The organism is Streptosporangium lutulentum, from assembly GCF_030811455.1.
GTDB classification, from domain to species: Bacteria; Actinomycetota; Actinomycetes; order Streptosporangiales; family Streptosporangiaceae; genus Streptosporangium; species Streptosporangium lutulentum.
In genome coordinates, this window is sequence record NZ_JAUSQU010000001.1 from 5,292,450 (window position 1) to 5,312,618 (window position 20,169).

Sequence of the window (20,169 nt, forward strand, 5' to 3'; positions counted from 1 at the left end):
CGAGGATGACCCCCAGGGAATGGGAGGCTCCCGCCTCGTTCGGCCAGGAACGGATCTGGCTGGCCGACCAGATGGACCCCGGCTCGCCGGTGTTCAACCTGCAGTGCTCGTTCGTGGTGCCGCACCCGCTCGAACCCGATCAGGTCCTCGCGGCGCTGCGGGTCCTCACCGAGCGGCACGAGGTGCTCCGCACCTCCTTCCGGCTCGTCGACGGCGTTCTCCACCAGGTGGTGCACGCGGAGGTCGACCTCGACGTGCGGATGCACGACCTGCGGGCGCTCCCTGTCGAGGAGGCCCGTACCGAGGCGTACGACCTCGCCGTGGCCGCCACCGGCGCCGCGATCCCCACCGGCCGTGCCCCGCTCTGGTGGGTCACGGCGATCAGGACCGAGAACGCGCGCTGGGTGATCAACTTCGTCATCCACCACGCCGTGTTCGACGCCACCTCCGCCGTCATCCTCGAAAGGGAGACGATCGAGGTGTGCGCGGCCGCGGCGGCCGGCCGGCCCGCCGACCTGCCCGAGCTGCCCATCCAGTACGCCGACTACGCGGCCTGGCAGCGCGGCCAGCTCACCGGCCCGGTGCTGACCGAGCAGACGGACCACTGGCGGTCGCGGCTGACGGGACTGCCCGCCGTACACACCCTCCCCACCGACCGGCCACGGCCGGCCCGGCTCGGCTACGCCGGCGACGAGGTCCGTTTCACCATCCCCGAAGAGGTACAGGAGCAGGCCGCCGCGACGGGACGCCGCTCGGCCGCGACGCCGTTCATGGTGTTCCTGACGGCGTACGTCGCGCTGCTGTCGCGGCTGTCGCGCGACGACGACACCGTGGTCGGGGTGACCCTGAGCGGCCGGGACCTGCCGGAGGTCGCCGGCCTGGTCGGCATGTTCGTCAACCAGATGGTGCTGCGGACCGACGCCTCGGGCGACCCGACCTTCACCGAGCTGCTCGGCCGGGTCCGCACCGCCTTGCTCGACGCCATGGAGAACGGCCAGCTCCCGTTCCAGGCGGTCGTGGAGGCGATCGCGCCGCAGCGGGACCCGGGGGTGCAGCCGCTCTACCAGATCGGCTTCAACTTCATCCCCGACTCCGGCATCGAGCCGATCCCCTACACCACCTCGAAGGACGACCTGGCCTTCGACCTGACCACCGGCATCAGCCGGCTGCTGTATCGCACCGACCTGTTCGACCGGGGCACCGCGGAGGCGTTCGTCGCCCGCTACCTGCGCGTCCTGGCCGCCGGTGCGGCCGATCCGGAGACCCGGATCGGCGATCTGCCGCTGATGGACGAGACCGAGCGCGCGTCGCTGCTGGAGACGGGAGCGCAGGAGCCGCCGCGCGAGCACCCCACGGTGCGCCACATGGTGGAGGCTCAGGTCGCCCGCACCCCGGACGCGACCGCCGTGATCACCGGCGACCGGCGGCTGACCTACACGGAGCTGGACGAGGCCGCCGAGCGGGTGGCCGACCGGTTGCGCGGGTCGGGCGTCGGCCCCGAGTCACTGGTCGCGGTGTACGCCGAGCCGTGCCTGGAACTGCTGCCCGCCCTGCTCGGGGTGTGGAAGGCCGGAGCGGGTTACGTGCCGGTGGACCCCGCCTACCCGGCCGGCCGGGTGGCCTACATGCTCGCCGACTCGGCCGCCGCGGCGGTGCTCACCCAGCGGCATCTGGCGGGCACCCTGCCGGCCACCGGCGCGACCGTGCTCACCCTCGACGACCTCGGCGATCGGGCCGGGCCGGCGGCCCCCTCGCAGCGGGCGGCCGGACCGGGGAACATCGCGTACGTCATCTACACCTCCGGTTCGACCGGCACCCCCAAGGGGGTCGTGGTCGAGCACGGCTCGGTGGCCGCCTACCTGGCGTGGGCCGGCACCGCCTATCCCGGCCTGGCCGGGCAGGCGCTGCTGCACTCCCCGATCTCGTTCGACCTGACCGTGACCGGCCTGTTCGGGCCGCTGACCGTCGGAGGATCGGTACGGCTGGCCGCCCTCGACGAGATCACGGCAGGCGACCGGCCGACGTTCCTCAAGGCCACCCCCAGCCACCTGGCGCTGCTGGCGGCACTGCCCGACCACGTGGCCCCCGGCGCCGACCTGGTGCTGGGGGGTGAGGCGCTGCCCGCCGACTGGGTCGCCGCCTGGCGGGACCGGCATCCCGGTGCCACCGTCGTCAACGAGTACGGCCCCACCGAGGCCACCGTCGGCTGCGTCACGGCCCACGTGGCGCCGGGCGAGGCGCCGCCCGTCGACCGGACGGGTTCGGTCGGGATCGGCCGCCCGGCCCCCGGCAACACCGTCTACGTGCTGGACGACGGGTTGCGTCCGGTGCCCGCCGGTGTCATCGGCGAACTCTACGTCGCCGGCCCCCAGGTCACGCGCGGTTACCTGAACCGGCCGGGTGCCACGGCCGCCGCCTACGTGCCCTGCCCCTACGGGCCCCCCGGCCTGCGGATGTACCGCACCGGCGACCTGGCCCGCCGACGCGCCGACGGGGGCCTGGAGTTCGCCGGCCGCGCCGACGACCAGATCAAGCTCCACGGCTACCGCATCGAACCCGGCGAGATCGAGGCGGCCCTGCGCGCACAGCCCGGCGTCCGCGACGCCGCCGTCAGCGTCCGCGAGGACACCGCCGACGGCAGGCGGCTCGTCGCCTACCTGGTCGGTGAGGCGGACCCCACCGCGGTCGGCGACGCGCTCGCCGCCACCCTGCCGGCCCACATGGTCCCCGCGGGATACGTCGCCCTCGACGCTCTGCCCCTGACCGCCAACGGCAAGCTGGACCACGCGGCGCTCCCGGCGCCGGCGGCCCCGAGCCGCGGGTACGTCGCACCCAAGACCATCGCGGAAGAGCTGGTGGCGGAGGTGTTCGCCGAACTGCTGAAGGTGGAGAAGGTCGGCGTCGACGACGACTTCTTCGAGCTCGGAGGCAACTCCCTGCTGGCGATCAGGGCCATCGCCAGGATCCGCAGCCAGATCGAGGTCGACATCCCGGTCCGCGGGCTCTTCTCCTACGCCACCGTCGCCGATCTCGCAGCCGAGATAGAACGGCGACTCACCGAAGACCTCGACCGGCTCAGCGATGAGGACGTCGAGCGGCTCCTCACAGCGGAAGGTGACGGCCGAGCATGACGACCACCCCGGAGATCCCTCCACCACCCCCCTCTCCCCCTTCTCCGACGTCGGCCGCGGCCCGCCGGGCGCTGCTGGAGCAGCGGCTGCGCCGGCGCCGCGCCGCGACCGTGGCGCCCCGCCCCGAGGGAACCGCCCCGCCCCTGTCCTACCAGCAGGAGCGGGTCTGGTTCATGGAGCAGTTCGCCCCGGGCACGAGCCAATACACCATCCCGGTTCCGATGCGCCTCACCGGAGAGCTCGACCTCGAACTGCTCAAGGAGGCCCTGCAGACGCTCCCCGCCCGGCACGAGGCGCTGCGGATGCGGTTTCCCTCCGACGCCGACGGCCGCCCGACCGTCCACGTCGAGTCCTCCGTCGCGGTGCCGCTGCGCTTCGTCGCCGCGGACGACGAGGCCGCGGCCCAGGTGCTGATCGACGAGGCGGCCACCGAGCCGTTCGACCTGGCCGACGGGCCGCTGCTCCGCGCTCTGCTGGTCAGACTGGCCGACGACGACCACCGGCTGCTGGTCACCACCCACCACATCATCGGTGACGGGTGGTCGGTGGACCTGCTGCTGCGCGACCTCGCCGCGGCCTACCACGCCCTGCGCGCCGGCACGCGGGCGACGCTCCCGGACCTGGCGATCTCCTACGGCGACTTCGCGCACTGGCAGCGGCAGACCCAGACCGGCGCCGAGCTGGAGCGCCAGCTGGAGTTCTGGAGCGACCGGCTCACCGGGGTCCCGGCCCTGGAACTGCCCGCCGACCGGCCACGGCCCGCCACCCAGGCCTTCGACGGCGACTGGCACGTCGTCGACGTCGACGCCGAGCTCACCGGCGCGGTCAACCGGTTCTGCAGGGAGCGCAACGCGACCCTGTTCATGACGCTGCTCGCCGCCTACCAGGTGCTGCTGGCCCGGCACTCCGGTCAGGACGACTTCGCGGTCGGCTCCTCCTCGGCCGGCCGGTCGCTGGCGGAGCTGGAGAACGTGGTCGGCATGTTCGTCAACATGCTGCCGATGCGTGCGCGACTCGGCGACGACCCGACCTTCGACGAGTTGCTCGAACGCACCAGAATCAGCGTTCTCGACGCCTTCGACCACGCGGAGGTTCCGTTCGAGCAACTGGTCAACGCGCTCGGCGTGCCCCGGGACGTCAGCCGGTCGCCGGTGTTCCAGGCGATGTTCGCGCTGCAGAACTACCAGATGGGCAGGATCGCGGACGCGGGAAGCTCGGACCTGCGCATCTCGTGGCTGCCGATGGACCTGCGGGCCACCCGCTTCGACATCGAACTGCACGTCATCGAGGTGGCGGACGGACTGATCGTCAAGTTCGCCTACAACACGGCGCTGTTCGACGAGGCGACCGTGGCGAGGATGGCGACCCGCTTCGTCACCCTCCTGCGGGCGGTCGTCGCCGCCCCGGCCACCCGGGTGTCCGAGCTGCCGATCCTGGACACCGGCGAGCAGACGCTGCTGGTGGACACCTGGAACGACACCGGTGTCGCGCTGGACGAGAGCGCGACGCTGCACGGCCTGATCGAGGACCAGGCCGCCCGGACCCCCGACGCGGTCGCGGTGACCTTCGAAGGCCGCCACCTGACCTACGCCGAGCTGGGCGAGCGCGCCGACCGGGTGGCGCACCGGCTGGGCGAGCTGGGCGTGGGCCCGGAGACCCTGGTCGGCGTCTACGCCGAACGCTCGGCCGAGCTCGTGGTGGCGTTGCTGGGCGTGCTCAAGGCGGGAGCGGCCTACCTGCCGCTCGACCCGGAGTATCCCGCCGACCGGCTGACCTTCATGATCAACGACGCCGGTGCCCCCGTGGTTCTCACCCAGGGGCACCTCAGGGAGAGCGTCCCCGCCACCGACGCGATCATCCTGGACCTGGACGATCCCGGCGAGTGGGCCGGCAGGCCCGCCGGCGCTCCCCGGCCACAGGTCACCTCCGGCAACGCCGCCTACGTCATCTACACCTCCGGGTCCACCGGCCGTCCCAAGGGCGTGCCCAACACCCATCGCGGCATCGTCAACCGGCTGCGCTGGATGCAGAGCACCTACCGGCTGGGCGACGACGACGTCGTGCTGCAGAAGACCCCCGCCGGCTTCGACGTGTCGGTGTGGGAGTTCTTCTGGCCGCTGCTCACCGGGGCGCGGCTGGTCCTCGCCAAACCCGGCGGCCACAAGGACGCGGCGTACCTGCGCGACCTGCTGATCTCCGAGAACGTGACCACCGCCCACTTCGTCCCCTCGATGCTGGCGGTGTTCCTCGCCGACGACGAGAACGCCGCGGCGGACTGCACGGGGCTGCGCCGGGTGATCTGCAGCGGCGAGGAGCTCCCCGTGGCCACGGCGGCCACGTTCACGACGGCGCTGCCGCACTGCGAGCTGCACAACCTGTACGGTCCCACCGAGGCCGCCATCGACGTCACCTCCTGGCACTGCGATCCGGCGGCCGTCGCCGGCGCGGTCACCCTGCCGATCGGCGCCCCGATCGCGAACATGCGGCTCTACGTCCTCGACGGGCACGGCAACCCCGCCCCGATCGGCGTGCCCGGCGAGCTGCACATCGGCGGGGTCGGGGTGGCCAGGGGCTACCACCGCCGTCCGGCGCTGACCGCCGAACGGTTCGTCCCCGACCCGTTCGGCACCGATCTGGGCGCCAGGCTGTATCGCACCGGCGACCTGGCGCGCTGGCGCCACGACGGGAACCTGGAGTTCCTCGGCCGCATCGACCACCAGGTGAAGCTGCGCGGCCTGCGCATCGAGCTCGGCGAGATCGAGACGGCGCTGCGGGACCGGGAGGGCGTCGCCGAGGCGGTGGTGGTGGTCCGCGAGGACACTCCCGGCGACAAGCGGCTGGTCGCCTACCTGACGACCTCCGGCGAAGCGGACGCCGACGCCGACCTCGACGTCGCCGAGCTTCGGGCCGCGCTGAAGCAGAGCCTGCCCGACTACATGGTGCCGACGGCGTTCGTCATTTTGGAGACGCTGCCGCTGTCCCCCAACGGCAAGCTGGACCGCGCGGCGCTGCCGGCCCCGCAGGCGACACGGGACGCCACCGCCGAGCTGGTCGAGCCGGAGACCGCCACGGAAAGGATGCTGGCCGGAATCTGGACCGAGGTCCTCGGCGTGGAGCAGATCGGCGTCCACGACGACTTCTTCGACTCGGGCGGCCACTCCCTGCTCGCCACCCAGGTGGTGGCCCGGATCCGCAAGGAGTCCGACGGCTCGGGACGTCCCGTCGGGGTGATGGACCTGTTCCAGAACCGCACCATCCGCGAGCTGGCCGTCTTCATCGACGCCGGCGCCGACGCGGCCGCCGGGCCGCAGCCGCTGCTGTACGAGCTGACCCCGAAGGGCGGCAGACGCACCCTGTCCTACGTGTGCGTCCCGTACGGGGGCGGCAGCGCGATCGTCTACCAGCCGCTCGCCGACGCCCTCCCCGCCGGGCACGCGCTGTACTCGGTGGCCATCCCCGGTCACGACGTGGGCCTGACCGAGGAGGCGCTGCCGTTCCACGAACTGGTGGACCGGATCGTGGCGGAGGTCGGGGAACGGGTGGACGGCCCGCTGGTCCTCTACGGGCACTGCGGCGTCGGCAGCGCCATCGCCGTGGGCGTGGCACGGAAGCTGACCGAGTCCGGCCGGGACGTGGACGCGGTCTACATCGGCGCCATGTTCCCGTTCGCCCGGCTCAAGGGCGTCATCGGGGCCGTGCGGACCCGGTTGGAGAAGCTGCGCAGCAACCGCGAGTCCGCCAACTGGCTGAAGGGGATGGGCGTCGACACCGACGCGCTCGACCCGGAGCAGGCCGATCGGATCATCGGCAACATGCGTGCCGACTCCCGGGCCGCCGAGGAGTACTTCACCGAGCTGCTCGACCGGCACCCGGAACCGATGTCCGCCCCGATCATCTCGGTGGTCGGCTCCGAGGACCCGGTCACCGACTACCACACCGAGCGCTACCGGGAGTGGGAGTTCCTCACCGGCACCACGGGGCTGGTGGTGCTCGACCAGGCCGGGCACTTCTTCCTGAAGCACCGCTCGGAGGAACTGGCCGAGATCGTCACGGGCATCCACCCGGCGATGGCCCGCCGCGAGACCGCCGAGTACGGCGTCGCCGGGCGGGGACCGGACGCCGCGTGGGCGCTGCACGCCACGCACTACCCGGCCGAGGCCGGCCAGAGCGAGGACTCGCCGGTCGTGAAGCCGAGCGGCAGGAGGTTCCTCAGCGTCGCGATCGGCCAGCTGGTGTCGACGACCGGATCGGCGCTGACCGGCTTCGCCATCCCGGTGTGGCTGTTCGACCGGACCGGGTCGGTGGCCGACCTCGGCCTGTTGTGGGCGCTGATGCTGCTCTGCGGGGTGGCGATGCTGCCCATCGCCGGGCCTCTCATCGACCGGTTCGACCGGCGGCGCGTCATGATCGCCGCGAGCGGCATCGCCGGCACGATCCAGCTCTGCATCGCCCTGCTGCTGTGGGCCGACCGGCTGGACCTGTGGATCATCTACCTGCTGCTGCCGCTCAACTCGATGGCAGGCACCTACCAGCGGCTGGCCTTCCAGACCGCGGTTCCCCAGTTGGTGCCCAAGCGTTACCTGGGACACGCGGTGGGCCTCACCCAGCTCACCAACGGGTTCGCGATGCTGTTCGCCCCCCTGATGGGCGCCGGGCTGTACGTCGCGATCGGCCTGCCCGGCATCATCGCCATCGACATGGTGAGCTACCTGTTCGCCCTCGCGGTGCTGCTGGTCGTCCGCTTCCCCGACACGCTCGGCTTCCGCCGCAAGGAACCGCTGGTCACCTCGATCGCGGAGGGACTGCGGTTCTCCTGGAACCTCCGCGGGTTCCGGACCATGGTCGTCTACTTCACCGTCGCCAACGTCTTCCTGGGCCCCGCCCTGGTGCTGACCGTCCCGCTGACACTCTCCTTCGGCACGGTCGACCAGGTCGCCCAGGTGGCGGTGGCCGAGGCCCTCGGCGCGGTCGCCGGCGGGGTGGTGATGGCGCTCTGGGGCGGCCCCAGGAAACGCCGGATGATCGGCGTGTTCCTGGGCAACCTGGGGATGGCCGTCGGCTGCCTGGTGATGGGGCTGCAGCCGTCCCTCGTCGTGGTCATGACCGGTGTCTTCTGCCTGGCGATGGGAATGACGATCTCCCAGGGCATCTACGTGACGCTGATCCAGGTCAAGGTGCCGCAGCGGTTCCACGGGCGGGTGCTCGCGCTCAACCAGGCCATCTCGTGGTCCACCCTGCCGATCGGGTTCGCCGTACTGGCTCCTCTGGCCACCTCCCTGTTCAATCCCCTGCTGCAGCCGGACGGCGCGCTCGCCGGCTCGGTGGGCGCGATCATCGGCACCGGAGACGGGCGGGGCGTGGGCCTCGCCTACATCGTCTTCGCACTGATGATGGCGGCGGTCACCGTCTGCGCGTCCACCATCCGGCTGCTGCGGAACTTCGACACCGAGGTGCCCGATTCGCTGCCCGACGACCTCATCGGCATGCAAGAACGGCAACGTCGCCTGAAAGGAAGCATCGCATCATGACGGGTGTCATTCCCACGGACCTGGCCCAGCTCGGGCCGGTGACCGGGCATCTGTCCGGAAACGACCACACCACCGTCGTGGTGTACGGTCTCGGGCCGGACATGACCGACCATCTCGGCTGGGTGACGGCCCATCGCGAGGGACTGCGGGCCGGTCTGGCCGGGCACGGTGCGGTACTGCTCCGCGACCTGCCAGCAGACCTCGACCTGTTCGACCGGATCGTCCGGGTCATCGGCGGCGACCCGCTGCGCTACACCGAACGCTCCACCCCGCGCACGTCCGTCACCGAGTCCATCTACACCTCCACCGAGTACCCGGCCGACCAGCCGCTCCCGATGCACAACGAGAACTCCTACTCCGACACCTGGCCGGGTCACCTGTTCTTCTACTGCGACATCGCCGCGGCCACGGGCGGGGCCACCCCGATCGCCGACAGCCGGGCGGTGTTCCGCCTGATCCCCGACGAGGTGCGGGACAGGTTCGCGGACGGCGTCGTGTACTCCAGGGCCTTCCGGGAGGGACTCGGCCTGTCCTGGCAGGAGTCGTTCCAGACCGACGACCCGGCGGCGGTGGAGGAGTACTGCGCGCGGCACGGGCAGACGTTCGAGTGGACCGAGGACGGCCTGCGCACCAGACACCACCGGCCCTCTCACCAGACCGAGCCGCTCACCGGGGAGCGGGTCTGGTTCAACCAGGCGAACCTGTTCCACGTCACCAGCCTGGACGAGGAGGTCCGCGAGGCCCTGCTGTCGCTGTACGACGAGGCCGACCTGCCCCGGAACGCGTATCTGGCCGACGGCTCCCCGATCGACCCCGCCGACCTGGCCGCGATCAAGGATGCCTACGACGAGGTCTCCTACGGGTTCCCCTGGCGCCAGGGCGACCTGCTGATCATCAACAACATGCTGTGCGCGCACGGCCGGGACCCGTTCACCGGCGCCCGCCGGATCCTGGTCGCCATGACGGCCTGACCGCCGGCCCCCGTGATCGACGGCTGAGGACCTGACCACCGGCGACGGCGGCCAGGTCCTCAGCCGTCTCCCGGACGTCGCGGGCGAGACTCCGTCACCGCGACGGACGGTCCGGAAACGGCGGACTCGGCGTGCAGACGGAGGAGGCGGCCGGGGTCAGGCGTGCTGGGCCGCCAGGTCGCGGTAGGTGCTCCGGACGACCAGCAGCCGGTCCAGCCGGAAGCGCCCCGGCTCCGCCGCACGCACCCGCTGCCCGCGCTCCGACCAGAACCCGCCGTCCGACACCTCCTCCTGCCCCGGCGAGACGAACTTCATGACCTCCTCGATCGCCGCCATCGCGATCGTCAGCGCCTGCAGCGCCTCACGGGGTTCACCGACCGGCACGTTCCCGGCGGTCAGGTCGGCCACCCACAGCCATTCCCCGGCGTCGAGCAGCCGCGACGGCTCCGGGCCGCCGAACGCCGGGAATCGCGCGGACGTCACCTCGCGTTCCGGCAGGCCGAACAGGAACTCACGCTCGGTGCCGCATCCCTGGCACACGCCGGTGTACCAGGAGACCGGCTCACCTCCGGCGTTCGCCAGAGCGCTCTCCCAGGTCGTGTCGGCCGAACCGCACTCGCACGGGTGCAGGTCGAGGTACAGATGCGCCTCGTCCCTGCTCCGCGCCACCGGAAACGGCATCGCAGTCCCCTCTTCCGTTCTTCCAGTCTTCCAGGCCGACGACGGGCTGACGGGCTCCCGGATGTCCTTCCGGCGACGGCCGTCGCCCTAGTGGTTCCCGGCGATCTGCCACAGCGTCTCACTCGAGGCGACGGTACGGCTCTGCCCCGTGAGCTGTGCCGGAGCCGGGACGGGGTCCGCGGTTGCGTGAGCCGGCGGCGAGGCGCCGTTCTCCGGGCCGGAATCCACCGGCCGTCGACCGCAGACACAGGGCTCGCCGGGCGGGCATTCGCACGCCTCCTCTTCCGGCGGGATCCAGCCGGTGGTGTTGCCGATCCGGGCCATCCGGTCCCAGTACTCGTCCCTCAGCGCGTTCCGCGGGGCCGGTCGGTCCGGCATCGGAGCGGTGCCACCGTCGGGGCGGTTGAGGAGGGCGGCGAGACCGCCCCTCTGGGCCGGCACCGCCGGCTGCCCGTCGTTCCGGGGCGGCACCGGCGGAACCTGGCCGCGGTCCCGGATGGCCCACGCCACCCCGCTCATCTCACGCTCGTAGTAGTCCCGTTCGCCGTTCGTGCGGGCCGACCGCCACTGAGCGACCAGCTCCTGATACTCGCGGTACCGTGACGTCGCGCACTCGTCCCGGCTGTCCGTCCGGGTCACCCACGACAGGGCACGGCGGATCACACCCTGCTCCGGCCGCTGCGCGGCCGCCGCCGGCCGCTGGAGCACGTCACTGATCTCGCGGAGCACCATCCGCTTCACAACGTCCGGGTGGGGCCGTTCGGTGAGCACCATGTCGTGCAGGTACGGGAAGTCGCCCGACGGGGTCGTCGTCTTCGCCATCAGCTCCTCCACCCGGCCACTCAACACCATCCGCTTCACCGGCCGGCCGATCGTGACCCGGAAGTAGTGCGTGGCGTGGCCCTTGGTCTCCACCACCAGCGTCGAACCGTCCGCGGACCAGCTCAGGCTCTTGACGTCCCGGCCCAGCTGCGAGGGCAGGAGGTGCTCCACCGCCGTCTTGATCTCCTTCACGGTCAGGTTGGGCAGATGCGGCGCCCGATTGTCCACGACGAACGCCGTCCCCGGGCTCTGTCGCAACGCCGCCCCCGGGCGCTGTCGCTCCGACACCGAGCCCGCGCCACCAGCCGGCGCCGCGGCAGTGGGCGACACCGCACCCGGGCCGGCGGCTCCCTGGTAGGAGCTGCTCAGCCCTGCCGAGCCCGCCTGCGTTCCGGGGGCGGCGGAGGCGCGTGGGACGGACGTCACCGGGGGGACGACCTTCACGCCACGCCGGTCCAGCTCTTCGCGGACCCGGTGGTCGAAATCGCCCTCCTCCGGCGAGCGGTTGTGCAGTGCGCGCAGGTCGGCCCCGGCCTCGTCCGCGAGGGCCACCAGCCCGGGGGGGAGCGTGCCGAACGCCGAGGTGAATCCGCCGTCGGGCAGCTCGCTGCGCAGCGTGCCGTCCCGAGTGGCCCGGTAGTGGCGTGCGGTGCCGTCGGGCTCACGTAGCTCAAGGCTGACGTCGGTGTGCAACGCGCGGGCCAGCAGCCGGGCATGGGTCACCAGGCTCATCTGTCCGGGGGCGCTCGCCTTGGCGGTGAGCAGGATCGGGGTGCCGGGCGGCCGGCGGCCGAACAGGTTCCACTGCGCCGTTTTGACGATCGCCTTGTGCAGGACGTCGGGAGGGATGTCGGGGCCGGCCCTCCCCTCAACCTTCGCCAGGGTCTTCGCCAGGGCCTTCGCCTCGGTGATCAGTGCGTTCAGATCGAGCGGATGCGCGGCCCCGGCCGCCGGTCTGCTCCGCCACAGCGCCCGCCAGCCGGGCCGCTCGGTGGTGCGGGTGACCTCCGGCTCGCCGAGGCTCCAGCCCCACCGGCGCCGGTCTTCGGCGCCACGCGAAAGCTCGACCTTCCTCAGGTCACGCTCGAACATGGTCACCTCGGCCAGGCCCGTCGCGACGTCCTGCGCCTCGACCCGTAGGCCGGCCTTCTCGGCCTTACCGGGCTTCACGGTCTTCACCTCGGCCGTGATGTCGAATGACACCGGCACCTCGACGCTGGCGGCGGTGCCCTTCGCGAAGCGGCTCAGCTCGGTGCGATTCCCGTTGCTGACCGTGGTCTGCACGGAGACCTGCCAGCCTGTGGATTTCGACCTGCTCAATCCGAAGAGCTGTGAGGCCCGGCCGATGGAGAACTTCCGGCTCCAGCTGACGGTCCGCTCGGTGATGTGCATGATCCGGCGCACCAGGCCGATCTCGGTGTCCTTCCGGCCGGGGACGGTGACGTGGAGGTCCTGCGGCCGGGCCTTGAGGGTCACCTCCACCACCTTGCCCGGCTTGCTCGGGTGGGTGAAGCGGATCGTCGTGGACCCCTCCTCCTCGAGCATCTGGCGGAAGTTGACACCTTGCCGCATCTCCGACAGGTCGCGTTCCAGCGTGGCCAGCGCCTCTGCGGCACCCTTCTCGCCGAGAAGCCTCTTGTCCGCGAGCAGTTCCCGTACGGCCTTCTCCAGCCCGTCGGTCCGCAGGTTGTCCACCATGAAGGTCTCCGGCAGCTTCACCACCGGCCGGGGGTCGGGGGCCCGTTGCCGCTTCTCCGCCATCACCAGCTCCGACGGCACCAGCCGGGTCATCTCACCTGCCAGCTCGACCACGACAGGCTTGCGGGCGCCGTTCTGCTCCGCCTCCCCCTCGGTGACCTGACTCCCGCCGACCGTGATCGTGACCCTGACCGCATGGCGGACCTCGTCCAGGCCGAAGGTGGCGATGCGCTGCAGCTCGGTCCACTGCCGTGTTCTGGAGGCCGAACCGGAATGGCTGTAGCTGACCCCTCCCGAACCTGACATGCCGAAACCGACGTCGGCGTTCCCCACCGAACCTCTGGCGCCGACGTTGCCCCCGTACGACGTGCCGGACGACTCGGACGCGGTGAGCTGGTCGTAGACGTAGCGCTGCACGATCAGGCCACGGTCGCTGTAATGGGCGAGCAGCTCGACCGGTCCGTCGCCGAAATCCATCTGCAGCCGGATGGCGGGGATCGTGCCGGTCCCCGCATCGGCACGCACCGTCGGGGAGTAGACGTATCCGTTCCCACCGAGCATGTTGGCCAGCTTCGCTCCCAGCCAGCGCCGACCGGCGAAGCTGCTGAACAGGCTGCGCCGCGGCACCGGCCTCGCGTCCGGATTGGCCCGCTCGTAGGCTTCGACGGCGTCGAGTATCGCGTGGTGCAGGTCGGTCTCCGGGCCGCCCTTCCCGTAACGCAGGACGATCTCCTCGGGCCAGGACTGGCCCAGCTTGCCCCGGACGGAGTCCGCAAGCTCCACCATGTCCGGTCTCGGGTGCGCAACCCGATTGGCTTCCTTGGCCAGCAGGCGTGCCAAGCGCCGGCTGGGGTTGGTCTCCGCCCGGAGGGCGGCGTCGTGGTTGCCGAACAGCTGCATGAGCCGGTCGAGCAACACCTGCGGCGTGTGCCCGGCGGCCAGCCCGAGTGCGGCACCGGAGGCACGGGCGGCCCTGATGTCCTGGAGGTAGCGCTTGACCAGCAGGGCCTGCGTGTCACGCCTGAGGGTCAGGTGGCCGTACAGGAACCGTTCCACCGCGTCGGAAACCTCGTCCAGCGACAGCAGCACCTCTCCCCGCGCGTACATGTCCAGCACGTCCCGTTCGGGCTTCAGGAACATGTACGTACCGTCATCCGTCGTGACCCTCTCGGTCTTGTCCGTGCCCACCTCGCTGACGGTGACGGTGGTGGTCAGCTGCGCGGCGAACAGCGACTGGTCGCCGGTGTCGATGCCCAGATACTCCTCTCCCGAGATCGGCAGTTTCGTGCGCGAGGTGGAACCGTTCTTCGACCTGGACCCTCCGGCGTCCGCACCGCCCATGGGCTGCGCGGCCTGGCTGGCGCCTCCCGAGACGGAGCCGTTCACCGTCCCGCCGTGCTGCTTGCCGGAGGACGTGCCGTGGCTGCCCAGGGTGAGGTTGATGTCGCCGTCCACCATCTCGCCGGTGGTGACGTGCCGCGATTCGCCCACCTGGCCGGAGATCGACACCGACCAACGACGTGGCCGGACCCCCTGCGACGTTATGACGAACTCGATCTCGTACGGGGTCTGCATGAACTCGGTGTGGGACAGGAGGCTGGAGTCGCTCAGGATCTGGGCGATGGCGTGGTAGGCCTCACTGCCCTGCGGGATGCCCATCTTCTTGGTGATCTCGCCCAAGAGATCGGTGTTCGCACCTGTGTCGATGGCCCACGGCCTGGCCCTGTCCAGCAGCCTCCCGGGCGTCTGGAACGTGGCCGAGGGGCCGGTGGAACCGGTCGCGGGCAGCATGCCGGCGGGCAGCGGATGCCCCACCCGCACATAGGCGGAGGCGACCTCTTTCACCTTCCCGTCGCTCATCAGATGCTCGATCGTCAGCTTGTCCACCTCCTCGGTCACCGCCGTGGTGGAGCGGCCTTCCGCCAGGAGCACCCCGTTGGTGGTGAGACCCTCGCTCTCACCGGAGCTCGGGCCCCAGTTCTTCCCGTAGCCCACACCACCGCCGACCACGCTTTCCTCGGCGCCGAACTTATATTCGGCGCCGACCGCGGCACCGACCGACGTGGAGACCGACAGGCCGCTCGAGCTTCCCTCGGTGTCGGACCCGATATACAACGTGACCACCGTCTTGGCGGTCCCGTGCCCGATGTATTGCCTGCTGCTCCAGTCTCGGTTGCCCCGGACGCGCAGGGTGGTCTCCTTCGGCCGGTGACCGCTCCGCCCGTCCACGACGCGAATGAGGATCCCGTCCTTGACGAGTTGGTTGTAGTCGGTCTCCAGCCGCAACTTGGACAGTTGCCTGCCCAGTTCCGTACCGGGATCCACACCTATCCCGCGCAGATACTCCTCCGTCACGCGCTGGATCCTGGCGAGCTCGGCGAGGTTGGCGGGGTCGTCCGGCAGCAGCGTGTGCCCCATCCCGACCGTGCGCACCTGGCCCGGACCGTCTCCCTGCCAGGTCGCCGGCTCTCCCTTCCGGCCGGGCGGCGGTTCAGGTGAGATGTCGTCCCGCAGCTTCAGCGAGCCGTCGGCATGCCGCAGCTCCGCACCGGATTCGTCCCGTTGGATGATGTCCGCGTCAACCGGGAACCCCGCGTGGTATGCGGCGCTCTCCGGCATCTGCATCGTCACCCCGAGCGTGCTCGCGATCGGAGCGCGCGGCTTGCTCTCACCACGGACACGCACGGTGAACGTGATCACCATTTCGGCCGTGTAGGCCTGGTTGTGCCCGGAGTCACGCCCCACGATCGGCACGATCGACGTGCCGCCCACGTTCACCCCGCCGGAATGCGACACCCCGTGGGAAGCGTTGGCGACGGCCTTCGCCGACAGACCCTTGACGTCCGCCAGGTCGGTGATGACGATGTCCGGCAGGGGAAGCGCGTCCTTGCCGAACTTGACGCCCGCCGTGGCGTTCACACCCGACGACTGGTTGGTCCCCTGTCCTCCCGACACCTCGGAGAACGAGACGCCCAGTTTCTCGCCGAGCTGCTTGGTGCTGGCCCACCCGAGCGCCTCGGTCTCCAGCTCCACCTTCCCGTTCCCCACGGGCCGCCACTTGAGCTCGCCCTGGGCCTGGATGTCCACCTGCGGCATTCCCTCGGCGGTGGTGGTCCAGGTCTTTCCGTCCGGGTTGTTCACCACCTCCAGCAGGCTGTTCGGCAGTTCCTCGACGATCATCGTACGGATCTCGTGGTGGGCCATGCTGCCCACCTTGGCGAACTTGGGACCCAGCTCCGCCCTGAGCTTGCCCATGGCCTCTTCCGCACCGGCCACATTGATGACCGAGTGGTCCGGGAGCGCCGGCGTCTGCCCCCGGTCGAACTTGAGCTGGATGGTCTTCTCGGGGCCGCGCTCGGCGTGAGCGTGCGAGATGTACACCACGGTGTGCGTCGCGTCGCCGGGCAAACCCTCGGTGACTCGCCCGCCTGACTGCCACCTGGCCTTCCCCGGGGCGAGAACCTCGACCTCGTACTCGGACACCGCGCTGTACTCATCCGAATCACCGCGGTTGTCCGTGACCCCGCCGCCCGTGACGCGGGAGCTGGATTTCTCGTTGATCGACTTTCCGGAGCCGCTGCTGCGGCCGCCCTCAAGCACGATGTGCGGCAACACGTTCTCGGCCCACAGCCGCACGCTGTGCTGGGCCGGCAGCATCTTGATCAGGTTTCCGATCAGTCCCGGCACATCGACCCCCGTCGCCGTGCCGGTGTTACGGCTGGTGGTGACCGATACCGCCTCGTGCCCCTGCTTCATGCGGCCGAGCATCAGTTCGGAGGCCACCACCTCCCGGTCGAGGACCTCCACGAGATCACTCATCTGCAGCTTGATCCGGACCTCGGCGGTCTCGCCGACCCCCACCCTCAGCACCGCCCCGTCGCCGGATACCAGTTGGGGGAACTCCGGCCACAGCATCTTCTCCAGTTCGGCGGGGGTGAACAGGTGATCGACCTTGTTGTCGGCCAGCGCCTCGTTGACCTTCTTCGTCAAAGCTTTCATGAACGGCAGCCGGTTGGCCGGCACACCGGCGGCCTGCCCGGCCGCCGGCGGCAGCGCCGCCTTCAGCGCCTCCTGGTACTCGGCGAGCCGGGAGTCCGCCTCATGCACAAGCCGGGCGGCCTCAGCGGCCAGCGTGGCCGCCGGACCCGGCTTCCGCTCCGCCTTCAGCCGCTGCAGCGCGTCGGACGCCTTTTCGAACGCCTCGCGCACGGCCTTGGCTCGGTCGACTGCCGTTTCGTACCTGAGGGCGGCCCTCATCTCACGTGCCGCGGTTTCCTTGTCGAGCGTGGCCTCCGCCCGTGCCTGGCGGCGCCGCTCCGATGCCTTGCGGTCGCGCTCTCCCGGTAGTTTCTCGCCCTTCTTCTCCGCCTCCTCGGCGGCATCCGCCTTCCTGATCGCCTCGTCGGCCCGTTCCTCGGCCGTCTCCGCGCTCTTCGACTTGACCTTCTCCCGCTCCTTCAGGCCGGTCTCGGCGGCTGCCAAGGACTCGGCCAGTTCCTTCACCTGCGCGGACAGCTCGGAGAGCGCGGGAGGCACCGACGATGTGCCCGATCCACCCGGTTTCGCTGCCGCGCCGGCCAGTTGGACGGCGAGCTCATCGGTCTGCCGGACGATCTCCTTGGCCGCACTGACCTGCCGCCCCGAACGGAGCGCCTCGTGCTCGTCCACCGGTGCACTCGCCGACTCGTTCGCGGCGCGGGCCAGGTCGTTCTCCACCTGCTTGCGCGCACTCTCGTCCAGTTGGGAGTGGTCAATGCCGGTCGGATTGTCCTGGACGATTTCCATGGCCACCCGCATGGCCGCGTCCATGGTCTCGGGCGACCCTTCCGCCAACCAGTGGAGCGCCTGGATCGCGCTTGCCAACGGTGGTTCGCCGTCGGCCCGGGCGATCTCGATGCCCAGCCAGGCGGCCGCCTCCGCACGGAGCCGGTGCGGGCCGACGCCGTCGCCCGCCCGGACCGCCAGCCGTTCCCGCATGGCACGCAGAAGGTCGGCAGTCAGGTAAACGGGGCTGCCGTCCGCCCTGGTCAGCCGCATCTGACCGCCCTGTACCAGCGACGCGTCCGGCACCACGATCCCCATGGTCTCGGCCATCACCGACTCGGCGAGCAGCGTCGTGCCGGTGGGGACCGTCGCGGCCTGCCCACTCGGCGTGCCCGCCGCGACCTGCGTGGGCGCGTTCGCCCCGTTGGACGCGGCGGCACTGGCGGGATTCGCCGCAACCGGGCCGGCGGCCGGACCGCCCTGCCCGCTCACATTCGACGCACCCGGTGCCGCCTGACCACCCGCGCTCGGCGCACTCGCACTCGACGGGCTCGGAGACGCCGACGTGCTCGCGCTTGACGCACTCGCATTCGAAGGATGCGGCGCCGCCTGCCCGCTTGTACCGCTCTGCCCGCTCACATTCGCCGCACTCGCCGCACTCGGTGCACTCGGTGCACTCGGTGCCGCCTGACCGCCCGCACTCGGCCCAGCCACGTTCGAAGAATGCGGCGCCGCCTGCCCGCTTGGGCCGCCCTGCCCACTCGGCGTGCCCGCCGCGACCTGCGTGGGCGCGTTCGCCCCGTTGGACGCGGCGGCACTGGCGGGATTCGCCGCAACCGGGCCGGCGGCCGGACCGCCCTGCCCGCTCACATTCGACGCACCCGGTGCCGCCTGACCACCCGCGCTCGGCGCACTCGCACTCGACGGGCTCGGAGAGGCCGACGTGCTCGCGCTTGACGCACTCGCATTCGAAGGATGCGGCGCCGCCTGCCCGCTTGTGGCGGTCGGACCCGAGGCGGTGCCCTGAGTGGTGCCGGCCTGAGTAGTGCCGGCCTGGGGGCTCGGAGAGGCCGACGTGCTCGCGCTTGACGCAGCCGCGTTCGAAGGATGCGGCGCCGCCTGCCCGCTTGGGCCGCTCTGCCCACTTGTGCCTGACATATGTGAGGCCCTGGCACCGGCCGTGGCACCGGCCGTGGCGGAAGCACCGGCCCGGTTGCCACCTCCCTGGCCTCCGGCTCCGCCACCGGGGACGCCCACGCCCGCCATACCCGGGGCGCCGGTAACGGGACCACCTGGACCACCGGTGGTGGGATTGGGGGCGCCGCCCGCCATACCGCCCGGCGGGCCGCCGGGACCGGCGCCCGCGCGTATCGCGTCGGCGAGAGCGGCGGCGTCGTAGGCGGAGGCGAGGGTCGTGTTCGGGCTGGCGAGCGCGGTGTAGACGTCCGCGCTGAACGGGCTGACCGACCCGGTGCGTCCGACGCCGCCGAAGAACGCGCCGGTCATCGAGTCCATCGTGAACGGGTTGCTCCACTGGTCGTAGACCAGGCCGTTGGCGACGAAGCTGCCCACCGGCGAGGCCACAACGTTGCTGAGACCGGTGTTCAGCGCCCGCCCCGCGAAACCGGGCACGTTGCGGGTGACCCGGGAGATCGGACCGGCCGTTCCCATGCCGACCACCGCGCCGGTGCCCGCGCCGATGACGGCGGCCTGGGACTTCTTCCAGTCCCATTTCTCACGGGTGCCCATCTTGATCTGCTGGTACTGGGCCATGCCGTCGATGAAGAACTCCTCGCCCATCTCCTCGATGAGTTCCTTGCCGAGCGGCGAGAGGAGGATGCGGGTGAGCAGGCCGCGGCCGGTCGCGCCGCTCAGCGCGGTGATCCGGGCCATGCCGGCGGGACCGATCACCCGGCCCGCGACGGCGGCCAGCCGGGCGAGGATGCGGCTGATGGCCGCGCGGGCCGCCGCCGCGTACGGGCCGATCAGCGGGGCGGTCGAGCCCGCGGTGAAGAAGGCGACGAGGAGCGCGATGGAGATGGCGACGACCGTGACCCAGAACGCCACGTTGATGGAGAGCTTGGAGTACTGCGTCTCGACGGCGAAGTCGCTGACCTGCACGGCGTAGGCGTCCGCGCCCCGGGAGACGCCGGCCAGGCCGGCCTGCTCGCCGTACATCGTCTGGGCACGGGTGACGAAGTCGGCTGTGGCCGGGGCCTGCCAGCCGGCGACGACGGTGCGGACCGCCTTGCCCGCGGGCTCGGCGTAAGGCCTGAGCCCGGCGGCCAGCTCCTCCCATGCCTGGGCCAGCTCCGACAGCTTGCTCTCACTGAGACCCCCGCCGTCGCCCTTGCCGGGCCACATCTGCCCGCCCGCCAGCAGTGGAATCAGTACGTAGTCCACAAAGTCGGGCATGACGTCGGTCTCCCAGACGGGCATGACGTCGCTCGTGATGCGAACCACGCGCTGCTGGGTCGGCTGCCCACTCTGATTGACCGTATCCGTACCAGTGTTCGTGGCCATGCCGCCCTCACTCCGTCACCTGACCCTGATCTGCCCCCTGCGCGCCTCGGA

The 20,169-nt window shown here is 71.1% G+C and carries 5 protein-coding genes; 3 read left to right on the forward strand and 2 right to left on the reverse strand.

Going from position 1 to position 20,169, the window contains the following annotated elements:
* Positions 1-5 precede the first annotated feature (5 nt).
* Genes J2853_RS23590 through J2853_RS23600 form a run of 3 tightly spaced genes read left to right on the forward strand, consistent with a single transcriptional unit; the run spans position 6 to position 9,630 of the window.
* A complete protein-coding gene (locus J2853_RS23590) occupies positions 6-3,131 on the forward strand; it encodes a non-ribosomal peptide synthetase (protein WP_307561413.1) in 3,126 nt (1,041 codons plus the stop codon).
* Positions 3,128-8,659, forward strand: a complete 5,532-nt coding sequence (locus J2853_RS23595; protein ID WP_307561415.1) for a non-ribosomal peptide synthetase/MFS transporter — start codon at positions 3,128-3,130, stop codon at positions 8,657-8,659. The genes J2853_RS23590 and J2853_RS23595 overlap by 4 nt, the downstream gene beginning before the upstream one ends.
* A complete protein-coding gene (locus tag J2853_RS23600) occupies positions 8,656-9,630 on the forward strand; it encodes a TauD/TfdA family dioxygenase (RefSeq protein WP_307561418.1) in 975 nt (324 codons plus the stop codon). Before J2853_RS23595 ends, J2853_RS23600 begins: the two co-directional genes overlap by 4 nt.
* 156 nt (positions 9,631-9,786) lie before the next feature.
* On the opposite strand, the gene J2853_RS23605 is transcribed toward J2853_RS23600, so the two are convergent.
* Positions 9,787-10,311 carry a hypothetical protein gene (locus tag J2853_RS23605; RefSeq protein WP_307561420.1) on the reverse strand — a complete coding sequence of 175 codons (525 nt, stop codon included), beginning with the start codon at positions 10,309-10,311 and terminating at the stop codon, positions 9,787-9,789.
* Between the two features lie 87 nt (positions 10,312-10,398).
* The gene (locus tag J2853_RS23610) at positions 10,399-20,118 is read right to left on the reverse strand and encodes a WXG100-like domain-containing protein (protein ID WP_307561422.1); all 9,720 of its coding nucleotides are present in this window, start codon (positions 20,116-20,118) and stop codon (positions 10,399-10,401) included.
* Positions 20,119-20,169: the final 51 nt, after the last annotated feature.

What these genes read in the sequence shown, in the direction of transcription:
- J2853_RS23590 (WP_307561413.1), top strand. Translation starts at nt 6, where the DNA reads ATGACCCCCAGGGAATGGGAGGCTCCCGCCTCGTTCGGCCAGGAACGG.
- J2853_RS23595 (WP_307561415.1), top strand. Translation starts at nt 3,128, where the DNA reads ATGACGACCACCCCGGAGATCCCTCCACCACCCCCCTCTCCCCCTTCT.
- J2853_RS23600 (WP_307561418.1), top strand. Translation starts at nt 8,656, where the DNA reads ATGACGGGTGTCATTCCCACGGACCTGGCCCAGCTCGGGCCGGTGACC.
- J2853_RS23605 (WP_307561420.1), bottom strand. Translation starts at nt 10,311, where the DNA reads ATGCCGTTTCCGGTGGCGCGGAGCAGGGACGAGGCGCATCTGTACCTC.
- J2853_RS23610 (WP_307561422.1), bottom strand. Translation starts at nt 20,118, where the DNA reads ATGGCCACGAACACTGGTACGGATACGGTCAATCAGAGTGGGCAGCCG.